Genomic DNA, 22,607 nt, shown 5'->3' with positions numbered 1-22,607 from the left:
GCTTACTCTGCCTTTCGTTTTTTGTCTATCGATTGGATAAAGTCTACTGGAGAAGAGAAAAAGTACAGTCTCATACCCAACTAAAAGATTGTTTTGGGAGGAAATTGGTAAGAAATAATGGTGGATGCTTGCTAGTAAGCGTTACAGTCGGGTCACATATGAGTCTTCTATACTAGAAGTGGTAATAGATGCGAGGCATGGAGAAATACATATAATTATAAGGATAGACGTATGAAGGATAAAGAGCAAGGCCAGCAGGCATGGCAACAGGACCCATTTAATGATGGTGGCACGCTCAACTACTTACAGGGGATCGACCAGCAGCACATCCAAATTACGCAGCCGCTCCGCCTACCGCGAACAGCAAGAGAAGCGCGCCTGAAGCAGCTACGCGAGCAGCGTCTCGCGCGCTCTCAAGGCACATCCGTCAGCAAATTCAGGAGTACGTTGCGCAAATTGTTCTCTCCTTCCAGCGTGGGCAAGGCTGCTCTGCTTCTCACGTTCGCGACATTCGCTAGCCGCTTTCTTGGTCTCCTGCGCGTCTCACTCTTTACTGTCGCCGTTGGCGTGAATGACAGCGCCGATGCCTTCAACCTGGCAACTCAGTTTCCTACCACCATCTACAATATTGTCGCCGGTGGCGCGTTGCTCTCCGCCTTCATCCCTATCTTTAATGTCTATTTTATCAGCAAGAAGGATGAAAAAACGGCCTGGCACCTGACGAGTTCGGCTCTGAACCTTTCCACAGGCTGCATGGTTGTCTTCTCGCTCGTGGGTATGATTTTCGCCGACCAACTCGTACATCTCTATGCACGCAACGTATCGCAGGAGAAGCTTGTCTTGATGGCGGCCCTTACCCGCATTCTCTTTTTGCAGACCATCTTCCTCGGCATGGGGGTTATCGTCAATGGGGTGCTTAATGCGCGCCAACATTTCCTCCTGCCCGCCCTCGGTTCCGTCCTCTATCCGCTTGGTTCCATTCTTGGCCTGGGTGTAGGCGTAATATTACAATGGACCATGCACGTCAGTAGTAGTACGCTGGTGATTTACTGTGCCACCTGGGGGGTCGTGCTGGGCGCGATCCTGATGGTGGGTGTGCAACTTCCGGGCTTGAAACTGATTGGCATGCAGTATCATTTTACCTTTGATTGGCGGCATCCCGGCATCAGACAGATTGTCCGCCAGATGCTCCCCCGCATCGGCAATGCGCTCATGCTGAGTTTCTCAACCAACGTCGACCTGATCCTGATTGGCCTGGTCGTCAGTGTGACGGGAGCAAGCACGAATGGCTATACAACGCTCTATCTCAACGCCTTTACGATTGCTTCGATTCCGCTGAGTGTGATTATTCAGGTAGCAACGGCAGCCTTCCCCCGCATGACAAGCTATGTCGCAGAGGGTCGGCTTGATAAGCTGCGCCTTCTGATCCTGGAGGCTCTGCAAAGCGTGCTCTTCGTCTCGATCCCCGCGGCCCTGGGCCTAGTGTCACTAAGTCTTCCTATGGTAGAGGTGCTGTACCATATTCATTTTGACCAGGCTCAGGCGACGGCGATTCTGCTCATCTGCTACGCTCTCGGCTTGCCTGGGCTGGCACTCGTCGAGATCCTAACGCGCCCTTTTTACGCTCTACGTCAGAGCAAGCTTCCTGTCTATGTCAGCATTGGACAATTTGTGATCAAGATCGCGCTCAGCCTCCTCTTCCTCAACCCCATGATCTGGCTAGCGCAAACGGGGGGAATGCATTTCTGGTTCTCCTCTCTCTCTCAATCCTGGCTCATCGGGGCATGGGGTATGGGCGCACTGGCCTTGGCAACCTCGCTGGCCGGCGTACTTGAAGCGGGCCTCCTTCTCTGGCTGCTGCACATCCGCGTAGGTGGCTTGCGCCTACGTGAGTTATTCACCTTCGTAGTGCGTATCGCGCTCGCCTCGCTTGCCATGCTCCTCGCCATCACGATTGCGCGCTGGGCCTTGGATCAATGGCTTGTCATTGGCACCAATGCGACCCATCGGGTCGCAAGTATAGCGGACTTCGCGCTCGTGGCGCTTAAGCTCGCCTTGGTGGCAGGTATTGGAGGAATGGTGTACCTGCGTACCGCGCGCTTCCTGCGTATCCTTGGCGGCGAGCGCCTGAGACCTATCCAACGTGTGCTCATCCGTTTGCACTTGGCATGGGTGTAGATAGAGAAATGTTTTCGCGAGGGATGCTACCAATATATGCTCAGCATCCCTTATGTTGATTTTATCCCTTTTACCTTTTTATTTATTATTAATTATCAATAGCATCTTTAAGGTTTCCGCTTCTGTTATGCCCGCTACCTTGCGGCTGGTGTATGAGGTTCGATCCTTATGACCCGGCTGGTTTCCTCAAGTCGTAGCCCTCTCAGATCAGAAGAGAGAGCAATCCAATCCGCAAAGGCCATTCCGCACCTTTCTCTACAGATGGCCTGCGAGGCCCTGTGACATCCTTCCTTCCGCCTTTTCGCTTTGATACAATAGGCGAAGAGCCATTTTGATGAAAGAAGGGATCATTCTTGTCAACCATTGAAACTCGTCCCATTCGTGCCACAGAAACCCACGATTTGCGTCATCGCATTCTCAGGCCCCATGAGCCTCGAAGTCTTCGCGCTCATCCGAGCGACACGGAGCCTGGTGCCCTGCATATTGGGAGCTTCCTGAACGGACAATTGATCGGCATCGGCTCCATCGTGCCTGAGCCGCGTGACAATGCTCCACTGCTCACCAGTTGGCGTGTTCGCGGCATGGCTGTCCTAGAAAACACGCGCGGGGCCGGGGTCGGAGGCAAAATCCTTCAGGCGCTCATCGACCATGCCAGCGCACAAGCCTTGCCTGCCGAAATTTGGTGCCACGGTCGCGCTCATGTGCAAGGGTTTTACGAGCGCTTCGGTTTTGTGCAGGAAGGCGATCTCTTTGATCAGCCTGGCACTGGCCCACATGTGCTGTTGGTTAAGACGCTGCCCCGAGCTTTCTAACCGTCCCTTGGAATGCTTGTCGAGCCTGTTGGAGGCGACGTTGCTCGGAAAGCGCTTGCTGGCACATCAACACAGCAAATTGTTCAAAGGGCAGCAAGCGCTTATGCAGCCCTTTGATTGGAACCTGCTTGAGAAGCTTCTGGCGGTGCCGAATGACGAAGACTTGTTGGTGGGCATCGACGCACAGATCCACGTACTGCCCGATCCGGTCTAAGTCCACGTAGTAGCTTCCCTCAGCGATGCGCACGGTCCCATTTTGTCGAACCTTACGGATAAAATGGTGTCCGTGGATGGATGCTAACCAGGCGTCGGGATCAATCAAGGAGGGAAGCGCGGGCAACCCTGGCAGGTGAGGAAACGCCACACGAGGCGGCTGATTGCCACAGGCAAGCCCTTGATGCGGGCGCTCGGTGTTGTAATGCATCTGGAAGGTCTCAGTAACTTCGCAAACCCGCTCAAGCGTTTCGGGATGGAAGACCTGGAGACACTCCTGATCATAGGTGCGATTGAGTCGTTCAACGAACGCATTTTTGTCGGGCCGATGAGGGGGACACACGTGAGGCTGGATACCGAGGCAGAGCAGAAACCGGATGAGAGGGGAAGGGAAGTCGCCTCCGGTGGTTCCGCCGGTGAAGCGGGGATCGCGATCAAAGGTCATTTGATGAGGGCAGCCGTAGGTCTGCAAAAAGTTCAGCACCGCATCCAGAACGGTTTGCGCGTGGAAATCGGCGCTGACCTGGGCTTTGAGCAAAATCGATGTGCCAGCATCGACAAAATTGAAGACCTCAACCACATGTTGTTGCTTGCCTGTTGGATCGGCTGGCACACTCGAAACACTTTTGAAGTCGATTTGCACTTCTTCAAGTGGCTGGGGACGCTCGATCGGGCGACAGGTGCGCGGTTTTTTCTGCACAATACGATCATTCTTCCGTAAAATTTTCCAAATGGTGCGTGTAGATCGGGGGAGAGGTTCCGTTCGCTGTTGAAGCTGGGGATCGCGGGGCAAATAGTACAGGATCGCTCGTGGTCCAGGAACACGGTGAAGATGTTCTGGCGGCGCATCGCGAATGGCTAAGATCCGTTGTTCTACCTCAGAGTCCGTCTGTGGGTATGGAGTTTTGCGTCCGAAGGGTTTGCCAAACAGCACGCTTGTATCACCAGCAGGAGCCTCACGCAAGCGCTTTTTCCACTTCTTGACCCACCCCAGGGATCGACCGAGGCGCTGGGCGAGCTCTTGTCGGCTCCATTCAGGGTGTTCTCGCAGGAATCGCTGAAGCAATGCTCGGTCTGCTAACCAGTGCTCTTGTTGCATCATTGTTCTCCTTTCAAGCAGAAACTTATCCTGAAAAGAGTATACTGCCCGTGGTATTTGAGCTTAGGCTTCGAAGTGGTCCGGCTACGACTTGAGGAAACCAGCCGGGTCATAAGGATCGAACCTCATACACCTGGTGTCACCTTACATAGCGCAGGGCCAAACAGGTGAGGAGAGCCAACGAAATCTTACTAAAGGCAAAGAGATGATGGTACTGCTACCAGAGAAGCACCTGCCCGTACCAGAACACGTCAGAGCAAGGAGGAATGAAATAGAGGAGGCTCTGGAGGGATCTCGGTCAACAATGAAGCTGCAATATGCACCACCGACCAGGACCCCTCACGACGATGATCTACTTCTCCTGACTCTCCGCCAGCCGAATCGCCACCTCCGTCTCCCACTTTCCTTGATCCGGCTGCTTCTCGGGATCAGTCAGGAAGGACTCGAAACGCGAGCCGAATGCCTCACCGTCCTTCGTCTCCCGGCTATCCCACACCAGACCATGACGCGCTCCCCACTCCATCAGCGCCGCATTCGCCTGTATCCCATTCTCTATCCCAGTATAGACGAGCGATGCATAGCGACCCGCCGGAAGAACTCCCCCATGAATGCGGTCCTCATCTGGTAGTGGACTCGCCACCGGAATGCCTACCTCAATATCAAGCATCTCCGGCATATTGATGACATGATAGCGAACGAAGGGTGCATGCACTGGTGCCACGCCCTGCTTTCCTAAGAAGGCAAACACTTCTCCAATATATTGCGGGATCACCACACCTAATTCCTGCATAGGAATTCTGGTCCTCATCCCCATATAAGGTTGCGCCATGCGATCTTCACTCTTTGGTTCCGTCATAAAACTCATACATGCTTCTCACTTTCTTCTTTCCTTTCGAAAGATTGAGTCTCTTGCTTCTCCACAGGAAACTGGATCTCTGTCACGTACTGGGCTTCATCGCCGTTGGGGTCATATGCAAGATTCAATTCGCGATTGGGACCTGCAATCGTGTAGCCGTTGTTCTCAATCCACTTCAGCAGAGCATTGTACGCCAGATGCAACATACTAAAACTGCCGTGATGGATCACCGAGACCATCCTCTCGGTACCCGGCAATTCGACCACCTTCACCGCCTCACCATCCTTGAGGAAACCATCATCGAGAGAGCCTCCAAAGGTCAGGCACGCTGAGATGCTGATCTCCTCCAGGACGTGCTCCCTATTAGAGAAGAGTGTCATACCGGGGATCTGCCAGCTCGCCCCTTGTTGCTGGATGTATCCTTGTAACTGCGAGAACACACGACCAAGGGTCGGACTCACCTGCCCCAATTGGGGGCAACAAAGCCTACCTGGGCTACTCGTAGCGGGGCAACCCTCTTGAGCACAATGTCATAGGGAGGCATCATTGCCTCCTGCTCAAACGCTCGCAGCCACGCTTCCACCCGCGTTAATCGTGCCTTTCCCTCCTCGACCTGCTGATGGAATTCCACCTGTTTGAGTCGCAACATCCCCCGTATCTGCTCCGGGGTGACATCCTGATCCAAGAGCTGTGCAATCTGCTGAAGCTCGAGTCCCAGATCTTTGAGTACCAGAATGCGGTTCAATCGCGTCAACTGGCTAGCTGCATAATATCGATAGCCAGTTGACGCATCCACCCGTGCCGGTTTGAGCAGCCCCAGCTCATCGTAATGCCGCAACGCCTTAATTGTGACTAGACCCAACTTCGAAAAGTCACCGATTTTCAGCATACATGTATCTTCCCATCTCTTGAGCATTCTTCCTTTCTCATGCACGTGACCTCATGAGGACTGTTGCTGATATATACGCTCTCGTGCCGCATGCACTATTCGCATGAGACACACTGTCCTGAAGCAATACTGTTCCTCACTTCCATGAGAGTCGCAACGGATTCGCGCCCGGACAGGTCTCGTGCTGCTCCAAGGAGCATACCTATCACAACAGGTCTCTCAGTAGAGATAGAACAAGTGTACCCTCTCCCCTTACGGGAGAGTCAAGAGGTGGGCGTATCTCACAATCGGTCCATTCTACCTGAGGCTAGTTGATGAGTAGCCAAAACGACCGTTTTCTGGCACACATTGTTCAGCTATTCAGGCGTTGCTCTTCATGCTATCCGCAAGCGTGGCGCAGCGATTTGCTCTGTCTCAAAAAATGTGTCAAAATCAAAATCTCATATTCCGATGATGGAGATGAGTATCTGACACAAAAGGAAGAGGTTCTATGAAGGTTGGGTATATTCGAGTCTCGAAGCAGGAACAAAACGAGGCCCTCCAGAGAGATGCCTTAAAAGGAGCAGAGTGCGAGAAGTATTTCAATGACAAGATCACAGGCTCGAAATTCAAGCGACAGGGCTTGGAAGGTCTTCTGGCGTTTGTGCGACCAGGTGATACCGTGATTGTTTGGAAACTTGACCGACTGGGGCGCTCCCTTAGAGATCTCATCGAAACGCTCAACATTCTCAAAGACCGCAACGTGGACTTTATCAGTTTAACAGAGAAGATCGATACCACGACACCTGGTGGCAAGCTTATTTTCCATCTGAGGAGCGTTGGCTGAATTCGAGCGGGATCTCATTCGCGAGCGCACGAATGCTGGGCTCGCCGCTGCAAGGGCGAGAGGACGCATCGGAGGGAGGCCAAAGAGACTCGCTACCAGTGGAAAAGTAACCCTCGCTCGACGCCTGTTTGCTGATCCTAACCATTCTATTCCTGAGATTTGCTCAACGCTTGATATCTCTCGTTCAACATTGTATCGCTATGTTAGAGAAGTTGAGCAGAAAGCTTCGGAAGCATAGATCAAATGCACTGTTCTCTGCTTAGCGGGAAACATTCTGACTTACTTTCGGAGTGTCTAGCCTTAGCGGGAAAAATGGGAGGAAAAAATGTTATCACCCCAAACCTGCCGGAGCCAGAACCAGGGAAAGCCTGGTGACAAGCGCCGCATCGAGGGCGGCAAGCGCGGCGGAGAGAGCTTGCTGGAAAGCGGCTCTATCCCCTGGGAAGTCGCGGGCTCGGGCTTCTGTTCGGACCAGAGCATCCTGGCAGTCTCCTCTAAACGAGCCAGCGAGAGGGTCTCTGTCCGTCCCAGGTAGCGCTTGTGAGTGCGGCGCTGGTGTGTGCGATAGGCGTACCAGTAGCCGCTTCCTCGGGAACGGGCTTCTTTGAGGACTGAGATTTTTCCCGCCTGCCCCTCAAAGGCAAAAGCGGCATGTCCGTCTAACCAGCGAGCAAATGCTGGCTGGTCTTCTGGAAGGAAATCCTGCTCGGGTTAGCCGTAGCTATAGAGGGTGTAGTGTTTGTGCCTGTGTGACCAGATGAGCATATGGACTAATAGTTTCGGCATCGTTTTCTTCCCTTGCCGTTGGGTATTCCATCTACCCCCAATCCCCAACACACAGCAGTATACGAGGGAGGCCCAGGATACGTGTAAAAATCTATCATAAGGATTTTTTGAGCTTGTATTGCGATAATGAACGTTATCACTTAGACAGAATGGACTGTGATATGTGCTGTAAGACCGCTACAAACCGTCTATGTTTTACGGCCTAAACAAGGTTAAGAGAGAACGATAAATCCTTAGCGTGCGTTTTCGTACGGTTAATACTCAGAGGCCTCCCCTAGGAGCAGCCGCGCCGTCGTTACCCGCTGACTTGTGACTAAAAATTACTTAATATAGTCCTAAGTAGAGCAGTTTTCCCAGGACCGCCAAAAAAAAAACGAAAAATGACCATTTTTGCCATACTTGTGACTATATAAAGCTATAAATAGGGGTTTGAGCACGGTAGGAACCAAAAGTCGGAATAACCAAGAAAAAAGCAATAAGTTTCCTTTGACTTGAGAGGTAAAAACGGCAGAAACAACTTTTGAGAGCGATATTTCGCTGAAAATAGCTTCTTTACCGTCTGAAGGAGATCTTTCTCCGTGCGCTCTCCAGGTCCGTTCAGCACACTACTCCGACTTTTGGTTCCTGCCGTGCTCAAACCCCGAATTCGTCCTTCATAGAAAGGGGCATTAAGATGAGTACACCAGAAGACAGAATGAACCTCTTCAATCAATACCGCCAAGTGTACGGCGATCTGGCCACGACTGGCCTATATACCATAGGCCAGCGCGTTTACTTCGATGGTGGGCAGATTGGCGAGGTGATATGGAAGTATCACTCAGCGAATGGCTTGATGTACGTTTTAGACGATAACACTGGCTTTCCTACTGAAGAGCGCAGCCAGGACATTGAAGGGAAGGCACTATGAAATTATCTACCGTTGTAGACACTGACCAGGCGCAGCGCATCATCGATGCAACCGGCATCCCATTTACACAGACACCCTATGACCAGTGGAGCCTCGCTCACGGCTTTGATACCGACCCCGGCGACGAACACCAGACACACCTTGAGTACACAGGCGCACCCGTAGCACCTGCCCAGCTCATCACCCTGAAAAGCTTTGTAGACTCATGGACAGCCACCGGCACCGCTGAAGAGATGTCACATACAAGAGTGTGAGGCACACGATGAGCATAGTTTTAGAAGTCTTCTTTCCCGAGAGCAATACCACAAACACAGAACATCCAGCCAGCATGGATCTATGGGATGCATTGGCCCTTTCGTTCTTCCTGGAGGCCCTCTACAAAGGCTCTAGCCTCTTTAATGCCAGGCCCTTCAAGATGGTGACCACCGATACCGACCGTGTGCCTGCAAAGGTGGGCGAGGGTGTCTATGAGGTGGTTGATCGCGATTTGCAGGTGATAGAGGAGACAGGCGAGATAACTGGTATCATCATAGGGGCCTGGATAGAGATGAAAATACGCATAGGGCGCAAGTAGAGTATACTAGAGGCATTCACACAGAAGCACCAGGAACGGGCAATGGTAGCACAAGCCCGCCCTGGTGTGAGATCGGAAAAGAGCAAAGCTCTTGCTTACATGATACAGAAGGGAGGCAAGATGGAAGATTTGACGTTGATGCTTCGCTCGGCTATACCTGTGGATGATGTAGATATACTGATGCTTAGTCCTGGCAATGGTATCGCTGTTATATGGCTGAATCTTTCCGAGAGGCCAGATGTTAAAACGCTCTTGGATCGCCACGCAGAAGAGGGCGGCTATGCCATATGCACATGGTTTTATGGGAATCTTGGCAAGCATAACATGCTGGTAGGGTTACGTGTAGAGATGCGTGAGCCTACCAGGAGCGTGTTTCACCTGGCATTTAAAGTTAAGGACCACCAGGAGCCACTATCACTCATCGCGCAAGCTGGTAAGCTCTGGTGTGTGCCTGGTCCGCCACCGGCACACCTAGTGGGAACTATGGAAATGACTGTACATGATTTTGTTCAGAAGGTTGTCAACTACTCTGGCCAGGGCATGATGATTGAGTTACAGCCTCATCTCATCGCTGAATTACAGCAGCATCTTGACGAATGGAAACGGATTAAATGAGCAAACATCAGATCGCTCCTCCAGTTGGAGGGGCGATCCTTTTTGTTAATAGCATGGCCTGCCCGGGATTTTACGGAGCGAGGGGACAATCTCTGTTCACACTAGCCCAGATTTACTCTGGCATTCCGCTCCTAAGCCGGGTAAGCCTTTTCCACGCATAACATGGACGAACATACTTGCATTCTATGCTTGAGTGTCAAGGTGAGCAAAACACGTTAAAGATGCCCTAAATGCCCGCTACCTTGCCTGTAAATGTGATAATTCAATGGGTCTCCCCACGGGATGTGCAACGAGCTACATACTTGACTGAACTGGCTCCAGACGGTCTTTTCTGCTCTTGTGCTTTCAGTGAGAATGTGGCATTTCCATCCTGGAGGAAGATCCTGTTACGACTTTAAGGCATTCACGACTTCGTCTGTTGAGAGAACTGCATGTGCGAGAAAATGGTAGTTAATGAGCGCGGCAGTGTAGCCGTCGCCCCACTCGGGATGTCGGGGAGCAGCCGTTGCGTCTTTTGCGACGGCAATCTCGAAACCTTGCTCGAGCAATTCTCGCAGGTGCGATTCGACACATATGTTTGCCAACATCCCTCCAAGGATCACCTTGCTGATGCGACGCTTGCGCAGTTGCAAAATGAGGTCATTGGTCTGCGGTCCCCAGATTTTGTGAGGGCTAGCAAGGATGGTCTTGCCGTCCTCGATAAAGGGTTTGAAGCGTTCAAGCCAGTCAGCGCCTGAGCCAACGAAGCCATCCAGATTTAATGCTCCTCGGCGAGCAAACATTTTCGTCTCATGCTCTACCGTTTCGAGAGGATCGTTGAACCTCCATCCATCGTCAGTGGGATAGAAATAGTGTGGGGAGATAAAAAACTCATACCCACTCTCCTTCCCTGCTTTGAAGATGCGCTCCATGTTCTCAACGGTCTTATTTTCTTGGACACTGTCCTTGACCAATTCCCATCCATGGCCTTTCTCACTCAAGACATCATTTTGAGGGTCGATAAAGACGATGCCTGTATCATTTTTGTTAAAGGGCATCTGCTGGGACATCACTTCCTCCTTTTGAGAAGCGAGCGCATAACCACTGTTGAGACAAGGGTTAGACTTGGAATTCACTGTATGTCAATACACACGATACCGCACACGGATGGTATTCGCAAAGTCAGCTAGGAGGATATCAGGAAAGGGATCTCTCGATTGATGACAGTGCTTCTTCATCTTGCCTCACCAGACTGTTTCATCGGCTCTCCTCACCTCGTTGCGCATCCCGTGGGGTCTCCCGCTACTTTGGTGAAGGATGAGTTTGTTTTTCTGATGGCTCTTGTTTTTCAAGCTCAGATAAAAAACACGCTCCATCATATTGAAGATCTTATCACCAAAGTAGCGGGAGACCCTACTTTTTTGACCATTATCTGACGCATATCCCGGGATATGCGTCAGATAATGGTCAAAAAAGTACGTCATCGAATTATCACATTTACACCCTTACAACGTTCCCTTGCAAGAAATATCGTTTATTTCTTTGTATCTCCGCAGATGCCGATTAATCGTGTCCGTCGTTGCTCTTGTGGGACTGGGTGGACACGATTAATCGGCATCTGCGGATTCAAAGCCTTCGTGTTCTCTATTTCAGATGCTGCAACCAAGCCGCGAGAGCGCTGCCCAACTCGTCGGGAGAGTCCTCCTGGGGATAATGGCGCCCGCGCACGCTGACCTCGCTTTGCGCTGGCCAACTGCGGCAGAACTCCACGTGCGATGGCTGCATGATTCCCGGCTCGCTGTGAATGAACAGCTTGGGCACGGGACTTTGAGCCAGCCAGGCGCCATAGGTTGTGATGATTTCCGCCACATCGGCTGGATCACCGTCAAACGGGAGTTGACTCACCCAACTAAGCATGGGACGACGCTCCTCGCCCGGTTCAGCAAACGGACGCCGATACTCTTGCATCTCTTGCTCGGAAAGTTGGCGTAGCACGGCTTTGGGCAGGTTGACCTCGATAAGGGCGTTCTGCTCCAGCACGATCTGCTCCCCAGCAGAAGTGCGAAACGCCTGGAAACCCTTGCGGGCAGCCTCTGGAAACTCGCTCCAACTTCCTGGCTTGACGATCGCCTCCATGTAGACAAGACCTTTGACCGCCTCTGGGTGACGCCGCGCCCAATCAAAGCCCAGGGCTGAGCCCCAGTCATGCACCACAAGAATCACCCGCTCACGCACATCGAGCGCTTCCAGCAGGGCATCCAAGTACCGGCGGTGCTCGACAAAGGTGTAGGAAGCGGGACCACTACCGGGCAGCTTCGCCGAATCGCCCATGCCGATGAGATCAGGGGCGATTATTCGCCCGAATGTTTCTGCGTACGGCAAAATGTTGCGCCAGAGGTAAGAGGAGGTCGGATTGCCATGCAAGAAGACAATCGGGTCGCCCTGGCCTTCATCTACATACGCCATCTCTAATCCCAGCACGGGCTTCCGCTTTTTTTGATAGGGGAATGCTGCGCTTATCATGCTCTGCTCTTTTCCTTTTTGAAAACCAATTGTTTGTGCTCTTTGACTCGCTTCTCACCGCAGAACCCTGATAGATCTCTGCTTGGTCAAGAAGCGGTGTTCGTTCATGTCCCAAGTATAGTTTTCCGATGGGGGCACTGGCTTCATCCGTGATGATGATTCTCTGCATGATTCGAGAGCAACAAAAAAAGGGGACCGTTATAGAGCGTCCTTTCTGGGCAATGGTAAGAGGCACATCATGTTGCCTAACACATGTGACCCAACACGTATGGCACAGCTTGCTCTGTTAGGCAACAAAAAAACTGGCTCACAGGCTCTTCTTGCATCTTGACAAGTCCGCGAGTTCACTGCTGCATGGCCCTACGGATCGGATTACAAAGCGAAGTGCTTAGCGTTGTAAATTTCTCCGGCGGGCCTATTTGAAGGCGAGGCGAGTTTTGGCAAAGATCATGCGGATCGGCAAACCTTTTATGGGTTTCGCTTGCATGCTCAATTGGCTTGGCCTGGCGTGCTCACCCATCTGTTTCTGGCTCCGGCCAATGAAGCCGATGGGGAGATTGCTCCCCTTCTGCTTGAAGGCACTCAGGGAGTCGTCTTGGGGGATCGCAACTACTGGCTTCCCAAGCTGCAAGCTTTCTTGCGTAGCAAAGGCATTCTCTTGCAAGCTCCGTTTCGCAAAGCCCATTCTCCCCAGGCTCAAGCCTATCACAGCCGCGTTCTGGGGCGGGTTCGCTATCTCATCGACACGGTGTTTGGGCAATTGACCTCTCGATGTCAGATCAAGCGGGTCTGGGCACGCGATCTGTGGCACTTGCGCAACCGGTTGTTGCGGTGTGTGCTGCTGCATACCCTTTGTTTCTGGCTCAATCAGCAAGATCAGGCTCCTTACCTTCAGTTTGAACGTTTGGTTGCTTAAACCAACTTGCACATCGCGTTAGTTATTCTTCGCGCTTCTCCTGCTCGCCACGAGTTGCCAGAGTGCATCATATGCGTAATCATAAGCTGAGCGTCTGGTGACGTATTCATCATCCAGACCTGTTGTGTCAACCAACTTGAAAGCCGGGTCAGCAATTGCCTGAACGAGCCTACTCTCAATCATCTTAGCCTGTTCGGGAACCCGTTGCCCTAGCAGTTTGTCGGAGAGAAACATCAGGATGTCGCACCATTTTCCGCCTGCGCATCTCAATCGCTCTCACTGTTCCTGTCTGGTTTCGTGCAAACACAGTGGTGATTACGCCAGCGTCAGGCGTTTGAACATCACCATCCGCTCGAAATGTTGCTCTGCTCAGGCCCAGCTCCTGCACTAGCACAGGAGCTGGGCCTGAGCAGAGCGTCTCGAAATGGGTCGCGCTGGGCACAGAGAGAGCGACCTCCGATCCCTGCAGGAAATCATCAGAAGCCTTGACATTTCTCTATCTTTATGATATATATCTCCTAGATATATATCTAGGAGATACCCATGGTCAAAGAGAATAAGAGCCGGTACGCGATTCTGGGCATGCTTGCGCTGAAGCCAGCGTCTGGGTATGGGATCAAGAAACTGATGGAGCAGAGCACCTCTAATTTCTGGAGCGAAAGTTATGGGCAGATTTACCCCATCTTGAAACGACTCACAGAAGAGGGCCTGGCCACCAGTCACGCAGAGAAACAGGAGGGGAAGCCCGAACGCAATATCTATGCTCTCACAGAGCAGGGAAAAGCAGAGTTGGTGAACTGGTTAAGCGAGCTGGGAGAAGAGGCGCCAGAGCGTATTGAGATCTTGTTGAAGTTGTTTTTTGGTCAGCTTCTTCCGGTAGAGGCAAACATTGCTCATGTCGAGCAATTTAGGGAGATCCAGCAGCGTCTTCTGCACAAATACCAGGATATCGAAAGGTATCTGCAAGATTGCGTGCGCGAAGCCAGCCTGGACGAAACGCATGAAATGTATTCGCTGATCACTGTAAGATATGGCATTCTGCATTGTCAGTCGCTCCTGGCTTGGTGCGAGGAGACGCTTGCAACGCTCCACACCTTGAGCGAGAAAGGGTGAGAACAGCATAGTTCTCACTTAAAGAAGAAGGAGTTTAAATCATGGCACAGGTTATTCCAGGACGTTTTACCGCCCGGCGCGAGGAGCCGTTTGTCATTTTTCTCATTGGTATGCGCGTGAATAAGTTCTTTGCATTGCGGAAGTGGCTGATGGCGGCAAGAGCCATGGGGCCAATGTTGCGGGCGCTCTATCAGCACCCGGAGAAAGGTTTTCTGGGCGCGCAAACCTTTCTCACCTGGCGTGGAGTAGCCATTGTGCAATACTGGCGATCATTTGAAGACCTGGAAAAGTTTGCTCGCGATAAAAACGACCCTCATCTGGAACCCTGGCGGCGTTTTAATAAACTGATCGGCACGGATGGAAGCGTAGGCATCTGGCACGAATCCTACTTGGTCGAAGCCGGAAACTACGAGTGCGTTTACAATAATATGCCCGTTTTCGGCATGGCAGCGGCCACGGAACACATCCCAGCCATTGGACGCCTGGAAACCGCGCGTCGTCGCCTGGGTGGCGAGAACGCGCCAGCTGTGCCGACGCCAGACCAACCAGCCTGATGTAGACTGATACAATGCCAAAAGATGTGGTTGACATCATGTCTCTGAACATTTTTAGCTCAATTGTCACGAGAAGGCTCCTAATGGGATCTCCAGCGGCACAATTACGTTGAGCGTGCCAGGGACTACCGTAAAAAGCTTCTCCTCTCGCGCTTGGATCCTTGTGACATCTATCAGTTCGTTCATGAGCTTGGTTAGAATGCCGGTCTGCTCTTCTCTTTTGGCGAGTGTTCTGGCCTGCTCCTCCAGCCCCAGCTTCTTCAGTTGTCTCTTGAGCAGTTGTGCAGATCCTTTGATGATCGTCAGGAGCGTTTTCAACTCATGGCGGGCCATGGCGAGATTTGCCTCTAAGCGTTGCTCACGTTCGAGCAGGTGCTCTCTAGCAGCTTGTTGGAGAGAAGCGGATGGTTAGGAATGGTAGACTGAGGTACATGAGTAGAACATTCAAAAAAGTGAACTACGAGCAGGCGCTCGATTTGACCGTCCGGCTGGGTGATTGTTTGCCGCCCGACCATCTGGCTCGCTTCGTGGTGGACAGTGTGGCCCAACTTGACCTCACGGCGCTCTATGCGCAGTATGGGCCTCGTGGTGGGGAACCCTACGCACCTGAAGTATTGTTGAGTTTGTTGCTGTATGGTTATGCGATGGGAGTATTCAGCTCGCGGAAGATCGAGCGTGCCACGTATGAGTCAGTGCCCTTTCGCTTCATCGCGGGCAATCTGCATCCCGACCACGATACGCTCGCCGCGTTTCGGCGCACGTTCCTGTCCGAACTGAAGAACCTCTTCGTGCAAGTCCTCTTGCTCACACAGGAGGCGGGCGTGCTGAAGCTGGGGACAATCAGCCTAGATGGGACCAAGATCCATGCGGATGCTTCCAAGCACCAAGCGGTGAGTTACAAGCGACTGCTGGAATTGGAAGCGCAGTTGCAAGCCGAGGTTGAGGAACTTTTTGCCCTCAGTGAGCAAAACGAGCAGCCGGAAGTGCCCGATGGGTTGGTGGTACGCGAGGAGATTGCACGACGGGAAGACCGCCTGACGCGGTTGGCGGAGGCCAAAGTGGTACTGCAAGCTCGTGCGAAGGAGCGCACAGCAACAGAGCAGGCGGATTATGACGCCAAGATGGCGCAGCGCAAGGAGCGGGAGCACATCACGGGGCGTCGCTCAAGTGGCCGCCCGCCAACCCCGCCTGTGCCAGGAGCTCGCGACGGCGACCAGTACAATTTCACTGACCCAGAATCGCGCATCATGAAAAACCCGAAGAATGCTGGCTTTGAGCAGGATTACAATGCGCAGGTTGCCGTAGATCAGGGAAGTTTGCTAATCGTAGGATGCGCGCTCTCCAATCACCCCAACGACTCTCAGGAAGCCGAACCCACACTCGCCGCCATCCCATCCACCATTGGCACGCCTGAGGCGGCTGCGCTAGACGCGGGCTATTTTGGCCCCGCCACGCTGGACGCCTGTGCAAAGCGTGGCATCGAGCCGTACATCGCAACAGGCCGTGATCACCATCACCCCAGTTGGCAACAGCGTTTCGCCTCCTTGCCTGACCTACCACCTGAGGACGCCAGCGCCCAGGTAAAGATGGCGTACAAGCTCAAGACGGTGGTGGGTCAAGCGATCTACCGGGCACGCAAATATACCGTCGAACCAGTGATCGGGATCATCAAAGAGGTCCTGGGCTTCCGCCAGTTCTCGTTGCGCGGGACGCAAGCCGCCCAGGGCGAGTGGTGTTTGGTCTGTTTGGCTTTCAATCTCAAGCGCTTCCATACCTTATCCTGGGCGTAGTGCGGATGGAGTGACATCCATTCAGCTCATCCGATCACCTTCCCTCTGTTCTGCCTGCGACCGCGCTCTTTTTTGTTATCCTTGTTGATGCTGTGAGCCGCATACCTGTTGGCAAAGCGCCTGTGGTATGGATGGGCTGCTCCGTTCTCTCCGACAAGCTGCTAGGGCAACCATATCTAATTAACCCCATCCAGAACGCGCAAGAGATATGGGTTGTCCCGACCTGCTTTGATACGCTTATCGTCTCCTGCTTTTTCGACCTAGTTGTATCACCTCCTTGCCATGGAGATGCTGTTGCCCCAGCTATTCCTCTCCTTCTTCTCAAATCTCCATTTCTTGTCTCATCTGCATTACTATCTCCCGGAGGGCTTTTATCAGCACCTCTGGCTCGTCTTTATTAATGAGATGACCGCTGTGCTCAGCGATGATATGCTTGCTCCTGGATGAGAGACCCACTAGTTCGCACTGCATCTGGTGCCAGGTCTGTTCAAGTTGTTCTACCAAGCCAGGAGGATAGTTGTCAGGATCTCGATTCGAGCGTCCTCGGCTGATTACCATTAACGGCGTCGAGCCAAGCGTTCCACAGGCGCGCATGAGCTCACTGTTGGCCAGATTGTCGATGTGCTCCTCATTGCTAAGTGGATTGCTCCAACTCACCTCCCACGCATAGCGTAGCTGTGCCAGAGCGTTCGACTCATCTGCTTGCGAAGAAGGCAGGATGGCCAACTGCCGTTGTTGCTGTTCTTCATGTGCGGAATCGATCAAGACCAAGGCTGCAACTTCTTCGGGGTAATGCTCTCGGTAGAATCGTACCGTCAATCCTCCCAGGGAATGCCCGACAAGGATGTAGGGGCTGGGAATATCGGCAGTATGCAGCAAAGCATGTAAGTCAAAAACTAGGTCTTGAATGGTCCGGGGCGTCGGAGCAGGATCACTTTGTCCAAGTCCAGCGTGATCGTACCACACCACGCGAGTAAACGTGGCAAGCTGCTTGGCAATCTCATCGTAGAAGCTGCCTGCTGCCCCCAAGCCCATTTCCAGCACGATGGTTGGTGCTCCATTTCCTGCTTCTCTCCCTACCAGCCGACGCTTACCAACATTGACAACAATAGACGCATCTTTTTGTTCCATGAAGCTTTTCACCTCTTGTCTATTGAATTGCTGAGAGTATACCCAAAAGCCCTGAAAAAAACATCGGCCCTTTGGACGATGCGCTTCCCTTGACGAGCGAGATACAATGAGGTGGTAAGCAAATCAGTAACAGAACACGCCCTCCTCTATTACTCCCATTTAAGATGCATTGCCCTGTAACTTACTCAGGTACCCTTGACATTTCTACTCCACATATTCGATTATGTGACAACCTCTGGACATGCCCTCATTGATCGGGAACTCTATCTCCCGCTTTCCTGGATAGAGGACCAGGATCGGTGCCGAGAAGCAGGCATTCCTCACACTGTTGGCTTTCAAACCAAGTGTGAATTGGCCCAGCGCATGATCGAACGGATCTGGAAGATGCAAGTCCCCATTTCATGGGTTGTGGCTGATGCCGCTTACGGAGGCAACCTAGACCTGCGCCTCTGGCTGGAAGATCATCGCTACTCGTATGTCCTGGCTGTCGCTTGTAATGAACCGGTTGGAATCCAGACCCCTGACGGGCAACGGAGACGAGTGGAAGTCAGCCAAGTGGAAGCTCTCTTGCTTGAGAAACACGATTGGGAGCGTCTCTCGATGAGCCAGGGAACCAAAGGACCCCGATGCTTTGATTGGGTTGCCGTTCCCATCCTGCACCGATGGGAAGGCAGCAGGCACCATTGGTTGCTCATTCGCCAATGTGTGGATGATCCTAGCACAAAGACCTACTACTTTGTCTTTGCACCATCGCAGACAACGCTGCAAGAGATGGTGGAGGCTATCGGCACACGTTGGCGGATTGAAGAAGATTTTGAACGAACTAAAGATATGGGCCTGAACCACTACCAGATTCGGAGCTTCGTCGGATGGTATCGGCACATCACGCTGGTTCTTCTGGCGCATGCCTACCTTTCCGCGATTTGTGCCCAGGTTCCCACCCCTTCTCCCCCAATTGCACTTACAGAGCCCTGCGATGCCAGACCACTGCTTCCTCTCACCGTTCCTGAAGTGCGTCACCTGCTTGGGCACCTCATCTGGCCTGCACCGTCGGCTGTGAAACTGGTGCTGGGCTGGTCCTGGTGGCGACGATGCCACCGAAGCTCTGCCAGTTATTTCCACACGAAACGTCGTCTCCAAGCAGGGTAATGTGGCCTTGGGGAAGCGTTACTTCCCTATTGGTTGCCTTCGTGCGGTTTCCCCTTTGTCCTGGGGAAACCCCTGGGACAAAAAGGACACTTCCAGTGATTTCCCCTTGGACTGATGCTCGTGCTTTCTCAACTTCCAGATCAGGAGTGTTACTCATGACTATTCTTCCTCAAACAACATGTTGTACGATGCTCGGCATCGATCCCAAGACCTTACGCAACTGGCTCAGGCATGCCAACATGCAGTTCAGTGTTCACCCAACAGATGCACGCCTCAAATGTTTGACCTTGGAGCAAGTCCAGCAGTTAGCAGCCATCCACGCTCGCCCGCTCCAGTCACCTCCTCCTGCGCCTTTTCAGGAAAGCGAGGCTCAGTTGGCTCTGGGAGGCAGCGCCACGCCCTCCTCTAGCGCAGGTGAGACTGATCTCCGAAGAGCGTTCGCTTCTCTGGAGGCGAAAGTAACGACCATGCAGGAACAGCTCGCCCAACTGGCTTTGGAATTACTCCGTGAGCGGGAGCTTCGCTATGAACAGCGCTTGAGCTCTCTGGAAGCACTCTTATCACAAATGGGGAGTCTGCCCCTCTCGAGACAAGAGCCAGAGGTGGCGAACATCGCAGCGGTTTCTGATATCTCCACTCATCCAGAGCGACGTCTCTTGCCTGCGGAGTTGCGAGCTCGCTCTCGCCTGACTCCTCTCATCGAATATGGGGCGGCTGGTGCCTATGTCACCATCTGTCCACGGGAAGGAGAGCTTTCTCTGTCCCCTGATTCTCCTGAGTGGTTTGACTGGCTCGCCTCCCTCACCTCATTCCGTTTTGTTGGGCAGCTCGGGCGCTTTACGGCTTACCGCGACTCCGACCATGGTCAGCGCACGCGCTCTTGGAGAGCTCATCGCTATATCCACGGTCGCAACTACAAGTGCTATATGGGCACCACTGATCATCTGACCGTCGCCCATCTGGAGCAGATGGCAGCCACACTTCACGCTCACATCACTGCCCTCTAATACTTGAGGTCGGTCTTGTAAATCCTACCTTTGATCTCCTAACAAGTGCAACTGTAGTGCGACTTGAAACGGCACAAGGAGCAGGAGCATGAGGAGAAAGTGGTGGTGCGGAAGACACAGCGCATTGAGCACTTGCTTGCTTTGTCCGTGTACAATGCCCTGCTTCTTCCGCACGAGGGGAGGGTGTGAGCTACTCTTCTATCTTGAAGCCTGCGTGGTGCAGTTGGGCATCCAGGCTATAAGGCCCCGCTGGATCGCGGTCCAGAAGTTTGGCAAAACGATATTGCCACCTGGTGATAATTAGCTCCTTCAGGGATTTGGGAAGGGGCATCAGCGTGCGGTGCCCATCTACACTGACCATAGTGATTGACTCAACAGGCGAATTGCCATAGTAAATGGTAAACTCGGTCCGATATGCTTTCTTGTCGGCGAAGCGTTCCAGCCAGGGCTCGTGAAATTGCCGGTCGTCCTGGCCTGCGTCAGTTTGCTCTTCTTTGATATGGATGAGGAGATCGTGTGTATAAGTCCATACCCCTTTTGATTCGATGTGCAGCCACTCTGCTTGATGGGAATTGGCAATAATTGCCTTTATCTCGTCGTAGGTCATGATGTATTCCTTTCTTACAATCGTGACGCCAGATGCAACTGCACCTGGCGTCACGATTAGATCTATGGAAGCTATAAATCCCAGCCTCTACTTGTTGCCCTTTTTCGGCTTTTTCGCCTGGGCAAGGTCGCTTCCGGCGACACTCCTTTGGGCTGGTGTTGATTTTTGGTCTCTGAGTATTTTGCTCGCCTGGCGAGCATCTCTCTTACTCGTTGTCATAGGACCTCGTTTCTTGGCGCAATCGTGACAGCTGGGTGACCCTGGTCAGCGTCACAATTACGCCACATGGTGTATAATAGGAAAAGCAGTAAAAAGACGCTACTCGATTTCCGAGGTCGAGCAGCCTCTCTTGGGTAGCCTTAGCTACTTAGACGCTCCGCTTCTTTCCAGCGTCGGAGCGTTTCTTGCGCCAGGTGCCATCATTGTTGCGAGCGCGGGGGAGCTTCCCGTTGTTCACATATGGCCCTTGACGTGGACCAGCTCGCCGATCAGCCGTATCGCGCGAGCTTTTATTTTTGCCTTGTGTCATCTTCTTCTTCACCTCCTTTCATATATTGCTGTTTCGAGTATACCCAATCAGCCAGTGTTATTCAAGACCAAATGGGACCGAATTCTCAACATGTTGTGTCGGTGAATAAATTGTCACACAACATATTGTGGTTTGGGGATCGAGTGCTACCTCATCTATACTTATTCTTTTTGCCGGTTCTGGGCCTACCTCTATCACGCGGATCTGGGTATCGGCTGCTTGTTCGCCTGCAATGGGCAGGAAACTTGCCACAAGGCATCCATATCCCTTTGTCTAAAGCGCGGAGCTGCAAGTGGGTCCAGGTAATCAGACAGGTAAGCGGCACGGGAGTCTCTTAGCAGCAGTTGATCAGGAAGAATACCTAGCTGGTTCGGCAGAAAACCAACCTCGGCGAGGCTACGAACGTTCGGGAAATCGCGAACGAGGCACGGTATAGCTTCCCACCCTGCCTGCATAAAGGCAAGGGAGCGATGGACGCCGTTCAAAATGAGGAGGCGTGAACCGATCTTCGCAACATGCAGGTAGTTGGGCTTCAACTCAACCTCGACATGGGTAGTCACCGCAAATCTACGTGAATCGATGCGCTGGGCCTTGAGGGGGAGAAGAGGAGAAAAGGTAAATGCGAGGTCACGGAAAAGTGGTGTCCAGAAGGCCAGGGAAGGTGAACCCGCAACATTGCTCATACTTGGCTCAGCCAGTTCCGACGTTCCCTCGTCACAAGCAAAGTCAAGTGCCTGCTGAAACTGACCTGGTGCTGGGACAATGGGTTGAAGCGTCTGGAGATAATCCAGGTTAACATACCATTGTGGGGTAATAAGCTGGCGGACCGGAGCAAGGCAGAACCGATACTCTGAAAAGTACTGCGTATAGGTACGTCCTCGCCGCAGTTCCATCTCTCGCTTTTCCAGGGACTTTGGCAGAAAGGTGATAGACGTACTGGACAAAGCATGAGGAGACGATTGAGAAAAATGCTCCTGACTCGTCAGCCATAACTTACTGAGTTCCTCGATGGGGCGTGTCTCGACAATATTCTCTTGATGAAGAAGCTGATAAAAGTGAATTTCTGGTAGGACCCCAATCAGCCCCGCAATAGTGTAGGTGCCGGTTAGATGGGCACTATCTGTAGACGGCTTGTCTACAACAGTTAAAGTGGCTTCCATGCGTGGACAAAAATCTCCATATTCTTATTCAATGGTGTTGTACAGCACCGTCAGTTCCCTCCATTGGGTCTTGGATACGCCAAGAAACGCTGTGCTTTACCGTGATGTAGTATACTGCCGTCCTGTTGTCCTGTCAAGCTTTTAACAAAACATATTGTGTCTCTGCACAAGATAGGGGTTTGAGCACGGCAGGAACCAAAAGTCGGAGTAGTGTGCTGAACGGACCTGGAGAGCGCACGGAGAAAGATCTCCTTCAGACGGTAAAGAAGCTATTTTCAGCGAAATATCGCTCTCAAAAGTTGTTTCTGCCGTTTTTACCTCTCAAGTCAAAGGAAACTTATTGCTTTTTTCTTGGTTATTCCGACTTTTGGTTCCTACCGTGCTCAAACCCCAA

At 52.4% G+C, this 22,607-nt stretch carries 26 protein-coding genes and 1 pseudogene; 15 read left to right on the top strand and 12 right to left on the bottom strand.

The genetic code is table 11. The features are described 5' to 3' along the window. The first annotated feature begins 231 nt into the window (after window positions 1-231). Entirely contained in the window at window positions 232-2,178 is a 1,947-nt protein-coding gene (murJ, locus tag JMJ16_RS12780; RefSeq protein ID WP_201381757.1) for a murein biosynthesis integral membrane protein MurJ, read from the top strand. Between the two features lie 353 nt (window positions 2,179-2,531). Then, complete coding sequence (locus JMJ16_RS12775; RefSeq protein ID WP_201381755.1) at window positions 2,532-2,990, top strand: GNAT family N-acetyltransferase; 459 nt, start codon at window positions 2,532-2,534, stop codon at window positions 2,988-2,990. On the opposite strand, the gene JMJ16_RS12770 is transcribed toward JMJ16_RS12775, so the two are convergent. The 4 genes from JMJ16_RS12770 to JMJ16_RS12755 all read right to left on the bottom strand — a co-directional run bounded on the left by JMJ16_RS12770 (window position 2,965) and on the right by JMJ16_RS12755 (window position 6,047). Next, entirely contained in the window at window positions 2,965-4,305 is a 1,341-nt protein-coding gene (locus JMJ16_RS12770; RefSeq protein ID WP_236601438.1) for an integrase core domain-containing protein, read from the bottom strand. The two genes, JMJ16_RS12775 and JMJ16_RS12770, sit on opposite strands and share 26 nt — an antisense overlap. A gap of 349 nt (window positions 4,306-4,654) precedes the next feature. Beyond that, window positions 4,655-5,158 carry a GyrI-like domain-containing protein gene (locus tag JMJ16_RS12765; RefSeq protein WP_255553184.1) on the bottom strand — a complete coding sequence of 168 codons (504 nt, stop codon included), beginning with the start codon at window positions 5,156-5,158 and terminating at the stop codon, window positions 4,655-4,657. A 5-nt stretch (window positions 5,159-5,163) separates the two neighbouring features. Continuing rightward, the gene (locus JMJ16_RS12760) at window positions 5,164-5,619 is read right to left on the bottom strand and encodes a GyrI-like domain-containing protein (RefSeq protein ID WP_201381751.1); all 456 of its coding nucleotides are present in this window, start codon (window positions 5,617-5,619) and stop codon (window positions 5,164-5,166) included. Beyond that, the gene (locus tag JMJ16_RS12755) at window positions 5,616-6,047 is read right to left on the bottom strand and encodes a helix-turn-helix domain-containing protein (protein WP_201381743.1); all 432 of its coding nucleotides are present in this window, start codon (window positions 6,045-6,047) and stop codon (window positions 5,616-5,618) included. Before JMJ16_RS12755 ends, JMJ16_RS12760 begins: the two co-directional genes overlap by 4 nt. A 490-nt stretch (window positions 6,048-6,537) precedes the next feature. Between JMJ16_RS12755 and JMJ16_RS54130 the strand changes: the two are divergent. The 6 genes and pseudogenes from JMJ16_RS54130 to JMJ16_RS12720 all read left to right on the top strand — a co-directional run bounded on the left by JMJ16_RS54130 (window position 6,538) and on the right by JMJ16_RS12720 (window position 9,755). After that, window positions 6,538-7,111 (top strand): annotated as a pseudogene (locus JMJ16_RS54130) (recombinase family protein). Between the two features lie 87 nt (window positions 7,112-7,198). Continuing rightward, window positions 7,199-7,408: a hypothetical protein gene (locus JMJ16_RS12740; protein ID WP_201381737.1), complete on the top strand. Its 210-nt coding sequence runs from the start codon at window positions 7,199-7,201 to the stop codon at window positions 7,406-7,408. Between the two features lie 924 nt (window positions 7,409-8,332). Continuing rightward, window positions 8,333-8,566: a hypothetical protein gene (locus JMJ16_RS12735; RefSeq protein ID WP_201381735.1), complete on the top strand. Its 234-nt coding sequence runs from the start codon at window positions 8,333-8,335 to the stop codon at window positions 8,564-8,566. Next, on the top strand, window positions 8,563-8,820 hold the full coding sequence (locus tag JMJ16_RS12730; protein WP_201381733.1) for a hypothetical protein: 258 nt from the start codon (window positions 8,563-8,565) through the stop codon (window positions 8,818-8,820). The genes JMJ16_RS12735 and JMJ16_RS12730 overlap by 4 nt, the downstream gene beginning before the upstream one ends. Window positions 8,821-8,828: 8 nt before the next feature. Next, window positions 8,829-9,140 carry a hypothetical protein gene (locus JMJ16_RS12725; RefSeq protein WP_201381731.1) on the top strand — a complete coding sequence of 104 codons (312 nt, stop codon included), beginning with the start codon at window positions 8,829-8,831 and terminating at the stop codon, window positions 9,138-9,140. 120 nt (window positions 9,141-9,260) lie between these two features. After that, complete coding sequence (locus JMJ16_RS12720) at window positions 9,261-9,755, top strand: hypothetical protein (RefSeq protein WP_201381729.1); 495 nt, start codon at window positions 9,261-9,263, stop codon at window positions 9,753-9,755. Between the two features lie 386 nt (window positions 9,756-10,141). Here the strand turns inward: JMJ16_RS12720 and JMJ16_RS12715 are convergent, their stop codons facing one another. Then, window positions 10,142-10,792, bottom strand: coding sequence for an isochorismatase family protein (locus JMJ16_RS12715; protein WP_374229002.1), 651 nt, complete (start codon window positions 10,790-10,792; stop codon window positions 10,142-10,144). 162 nt (window positions 10,793-10,954) lie between these two features. On the opposite strand from JMJ16_RS12715, the gene JMJ16_RS12710 reads away from it, so the two are divergent. Then, entirely contained in the window at window positions 10,955-11,170 is a 216-nt protein-coding gene (locus JMJ16_RS12710; RefSeq protein WP_201381724.1) for a hypothetical protein, read from the top strand. Between the two features lie 208 nt (window positions 11,171-11,378). On the opposite strand, the gene JMJ16_RS12705 is transcribed toward JMJ16_RS12710, so the two are convergent. Further along, entirely contained in the window at window positions 11,379-12,257 is an 879-nt protein-coding gene (locus tag JMJ16_RS12705; RefSeq protein WP_201381722.1) for a haloalkane dehalogenase, read from the bottom strand. 400 nt (window positions 12,258-12,657) lie between these two features. Between JMJ16_RS12705 and JMJ16_RS56980 the strand changes: the two genes are divergently transcribed. Beyond that, window positions 12,658-13,173 carry a transposase gene (locus tag JMJ16_RS56980; protein WP_374229001.1) on the top strand — a complete coding sequence of 172 codons (516 nt, stop codon included), beginning with the start codon at window positions 12,658-12,660 and terminating at the stop codon, window positions 13,171-13,173. 18 nt (window positions 13,174-13,191) lie between these two features. Here JMJ16_RS56980 and JMJ16_RS12695 read toward each other — a convergent pair whose 3' ends face one another. Continuing rightward, the gene (locus JMJ16_RS12695; protein ID WP_201381718.1) at window positions 13,192-13,407 is read right to left on the bottom strand and encodes a hypothetical protein; all 216 of its coding nucleotides are present in this window, start codon (window positions 13,405-13,407) and stop codon (window positions 13,192-13,194) included. A gap of 309 nt (window positions 13,408-13,716) precedes the next feature. Here JMJ16_RS12695 and JMJ16_RS12690 point away from each other — a divergent pair, with 309 nt between their 5' ends. Continuing rightward, window positions 13,717-14,286, top strand: a complete 570-nt coding sequence (locus tag JMJ16_RS12690; protein WP_201381716.1) for a PadR family transcriptional regulator — start codon at window positions 13,717-13,719, stop codon at window positions 14,284-14,286. Window positions 14,287-14,327: 41 nt separating this feature from the next. Continuing rightward, entirely contained in the window at window positions 14,328-14,840 is a 513-nt protein-coding gene (locus JMJ16_RS12685; RefSeq protein WP_201381714.1) for a DUF4188 domain-containing protein, read from the top strand. A 66-nt stretch (window positions 14,841-14,906) separates the two neighbouring features. Here JMJ16_RS12685 and JMJ16_RS12680 read toward each other — a convergent pair whose 3' ends face one another. Continuing rightward, on the bottom strand, window positions 14,907-15,173 hold the full coding sequence (locus JMJ16_RS12680; protein WP_201381712.1) for a histidine kinase dimerization/phospho-acceptor domain-containing protein: 267 nt from the start codon (window positions 15,171-15,173) through the stop codon (window positions 14,907-14,909). A gap of 98 nt (window positions 15,174-15,271) precedes the next feature. Between JMJ16_RS12680 and JMJ16_RS12675 the strand changes: the two genes are divergently transcribed. Further along, window positions 15,272-16,630, top strand: coding sequence for a transposase (locus JMJ16_RS12675; protein ID WP_201381710.1), 1,359 nt, complete (start codon window positions 15,272-15,274; stop codon window positions 16,628-16,630). Window positions 16,631-16,951: 321 nt separating this feature from the next. Here the strand turns inward: JMJ16_RS12675 and JMJ16_RS12670 are convergent, their stop codons facing one another. Further along, window positions 16,952-17,761 carry an alpha/beta fold hydrolase gene (locus JMJ16_RS12670; RefSeq protein WP_201381703.1) on the bottom strand — a complete coding sequence of 270 codons (810 nt, stop codon included), beginning with the start codon at window positions 17,759-17,761 and terminating at the stop codon, window positions 16,952-16,954. Window positions 17,762-17,956: 195 nt separating this feature from the next. Between JMJ16_RS12670 and JMJ16_RS12665 the strand changes: the two genes are divergently transcribed. Together JMJ16_RS12665 and JMJ16_RS12660 are read left to right on the top strand one after the other, a co-directional pair. After that, window positions 17,957-18,910: an IS701 family transposase gene (locus JMJ16_RS12665; protein WP_201381701.1), complete on the top strand. Its 954-nt coding sequence runs from the start codon at window positions 17,957-17,959 to the stop codon at window positions 18,908-18,910. Window positions 18,911-19,065: 155 nt separating this feature from the next. Next, window positions 19,066-19,917 (top strand): hypothetical protein, encoded by an 852-nt coding sequence (locus tag JMJ16_RS12660; RefSeq protein WP_201381699.1) that lies wholly within the window; start codon window positions 19,066-19,068, stop codon window positions 19,915-19,917. Window positions 19,918-20,107: 190 nt separating this feature from the next. Here JMJ16_RS12660 and JMJ16_RS12655 read toward each other — a convergent pair whose 3' ends face one another. The 3 genes from JMJ16_RS12655 to JMJ16_RS12645 form a co-directional block, all read right to left on the bottom strand. Next, on the bottom strand, window positions 20,108-20,524 hold the full coding sequence (locus JMJ16_RS12655) for a hypothetical protein (protein WP_201381698.1): 417 nt from the start codon (window positions 20,522-20,524) through the stop codon (window positions 20,108-20,110). 367 nt (window positions 20,525-20,891) lie between these two features. Continuing rightward, entirely contained in the window at window positions 20,892-21,053 is a 162-nt protein-coding gene (locus JMJ16_RS12650) for a hypothetical protein (RefSeq protein ID WP_201381696.1), read from the bottom strand. 194 nt (window positions 21,054-21,247) lie between these two features. Continuing rightward, complete coding sequence (locus JMJ16_RS12645; RefSeq protein WP_201381694.1) at window positions 21,248-22,213, bottom strand: hypothetical protein; 966 nt, start codon at window positions 22,211-22,213, stop codon at window positions 21,248-21,250. Window positions 22,214-22,607 lie beyond the last annotated feature (394 nt).

This window comes from Ktedonobacter sp. SOSP1-52 (assembly GCF_016587395.1).
Note: the sequence above shows the minus strand (reverse complement) of the source record. Positions and strands in the feature narration are given on the sequence as shown.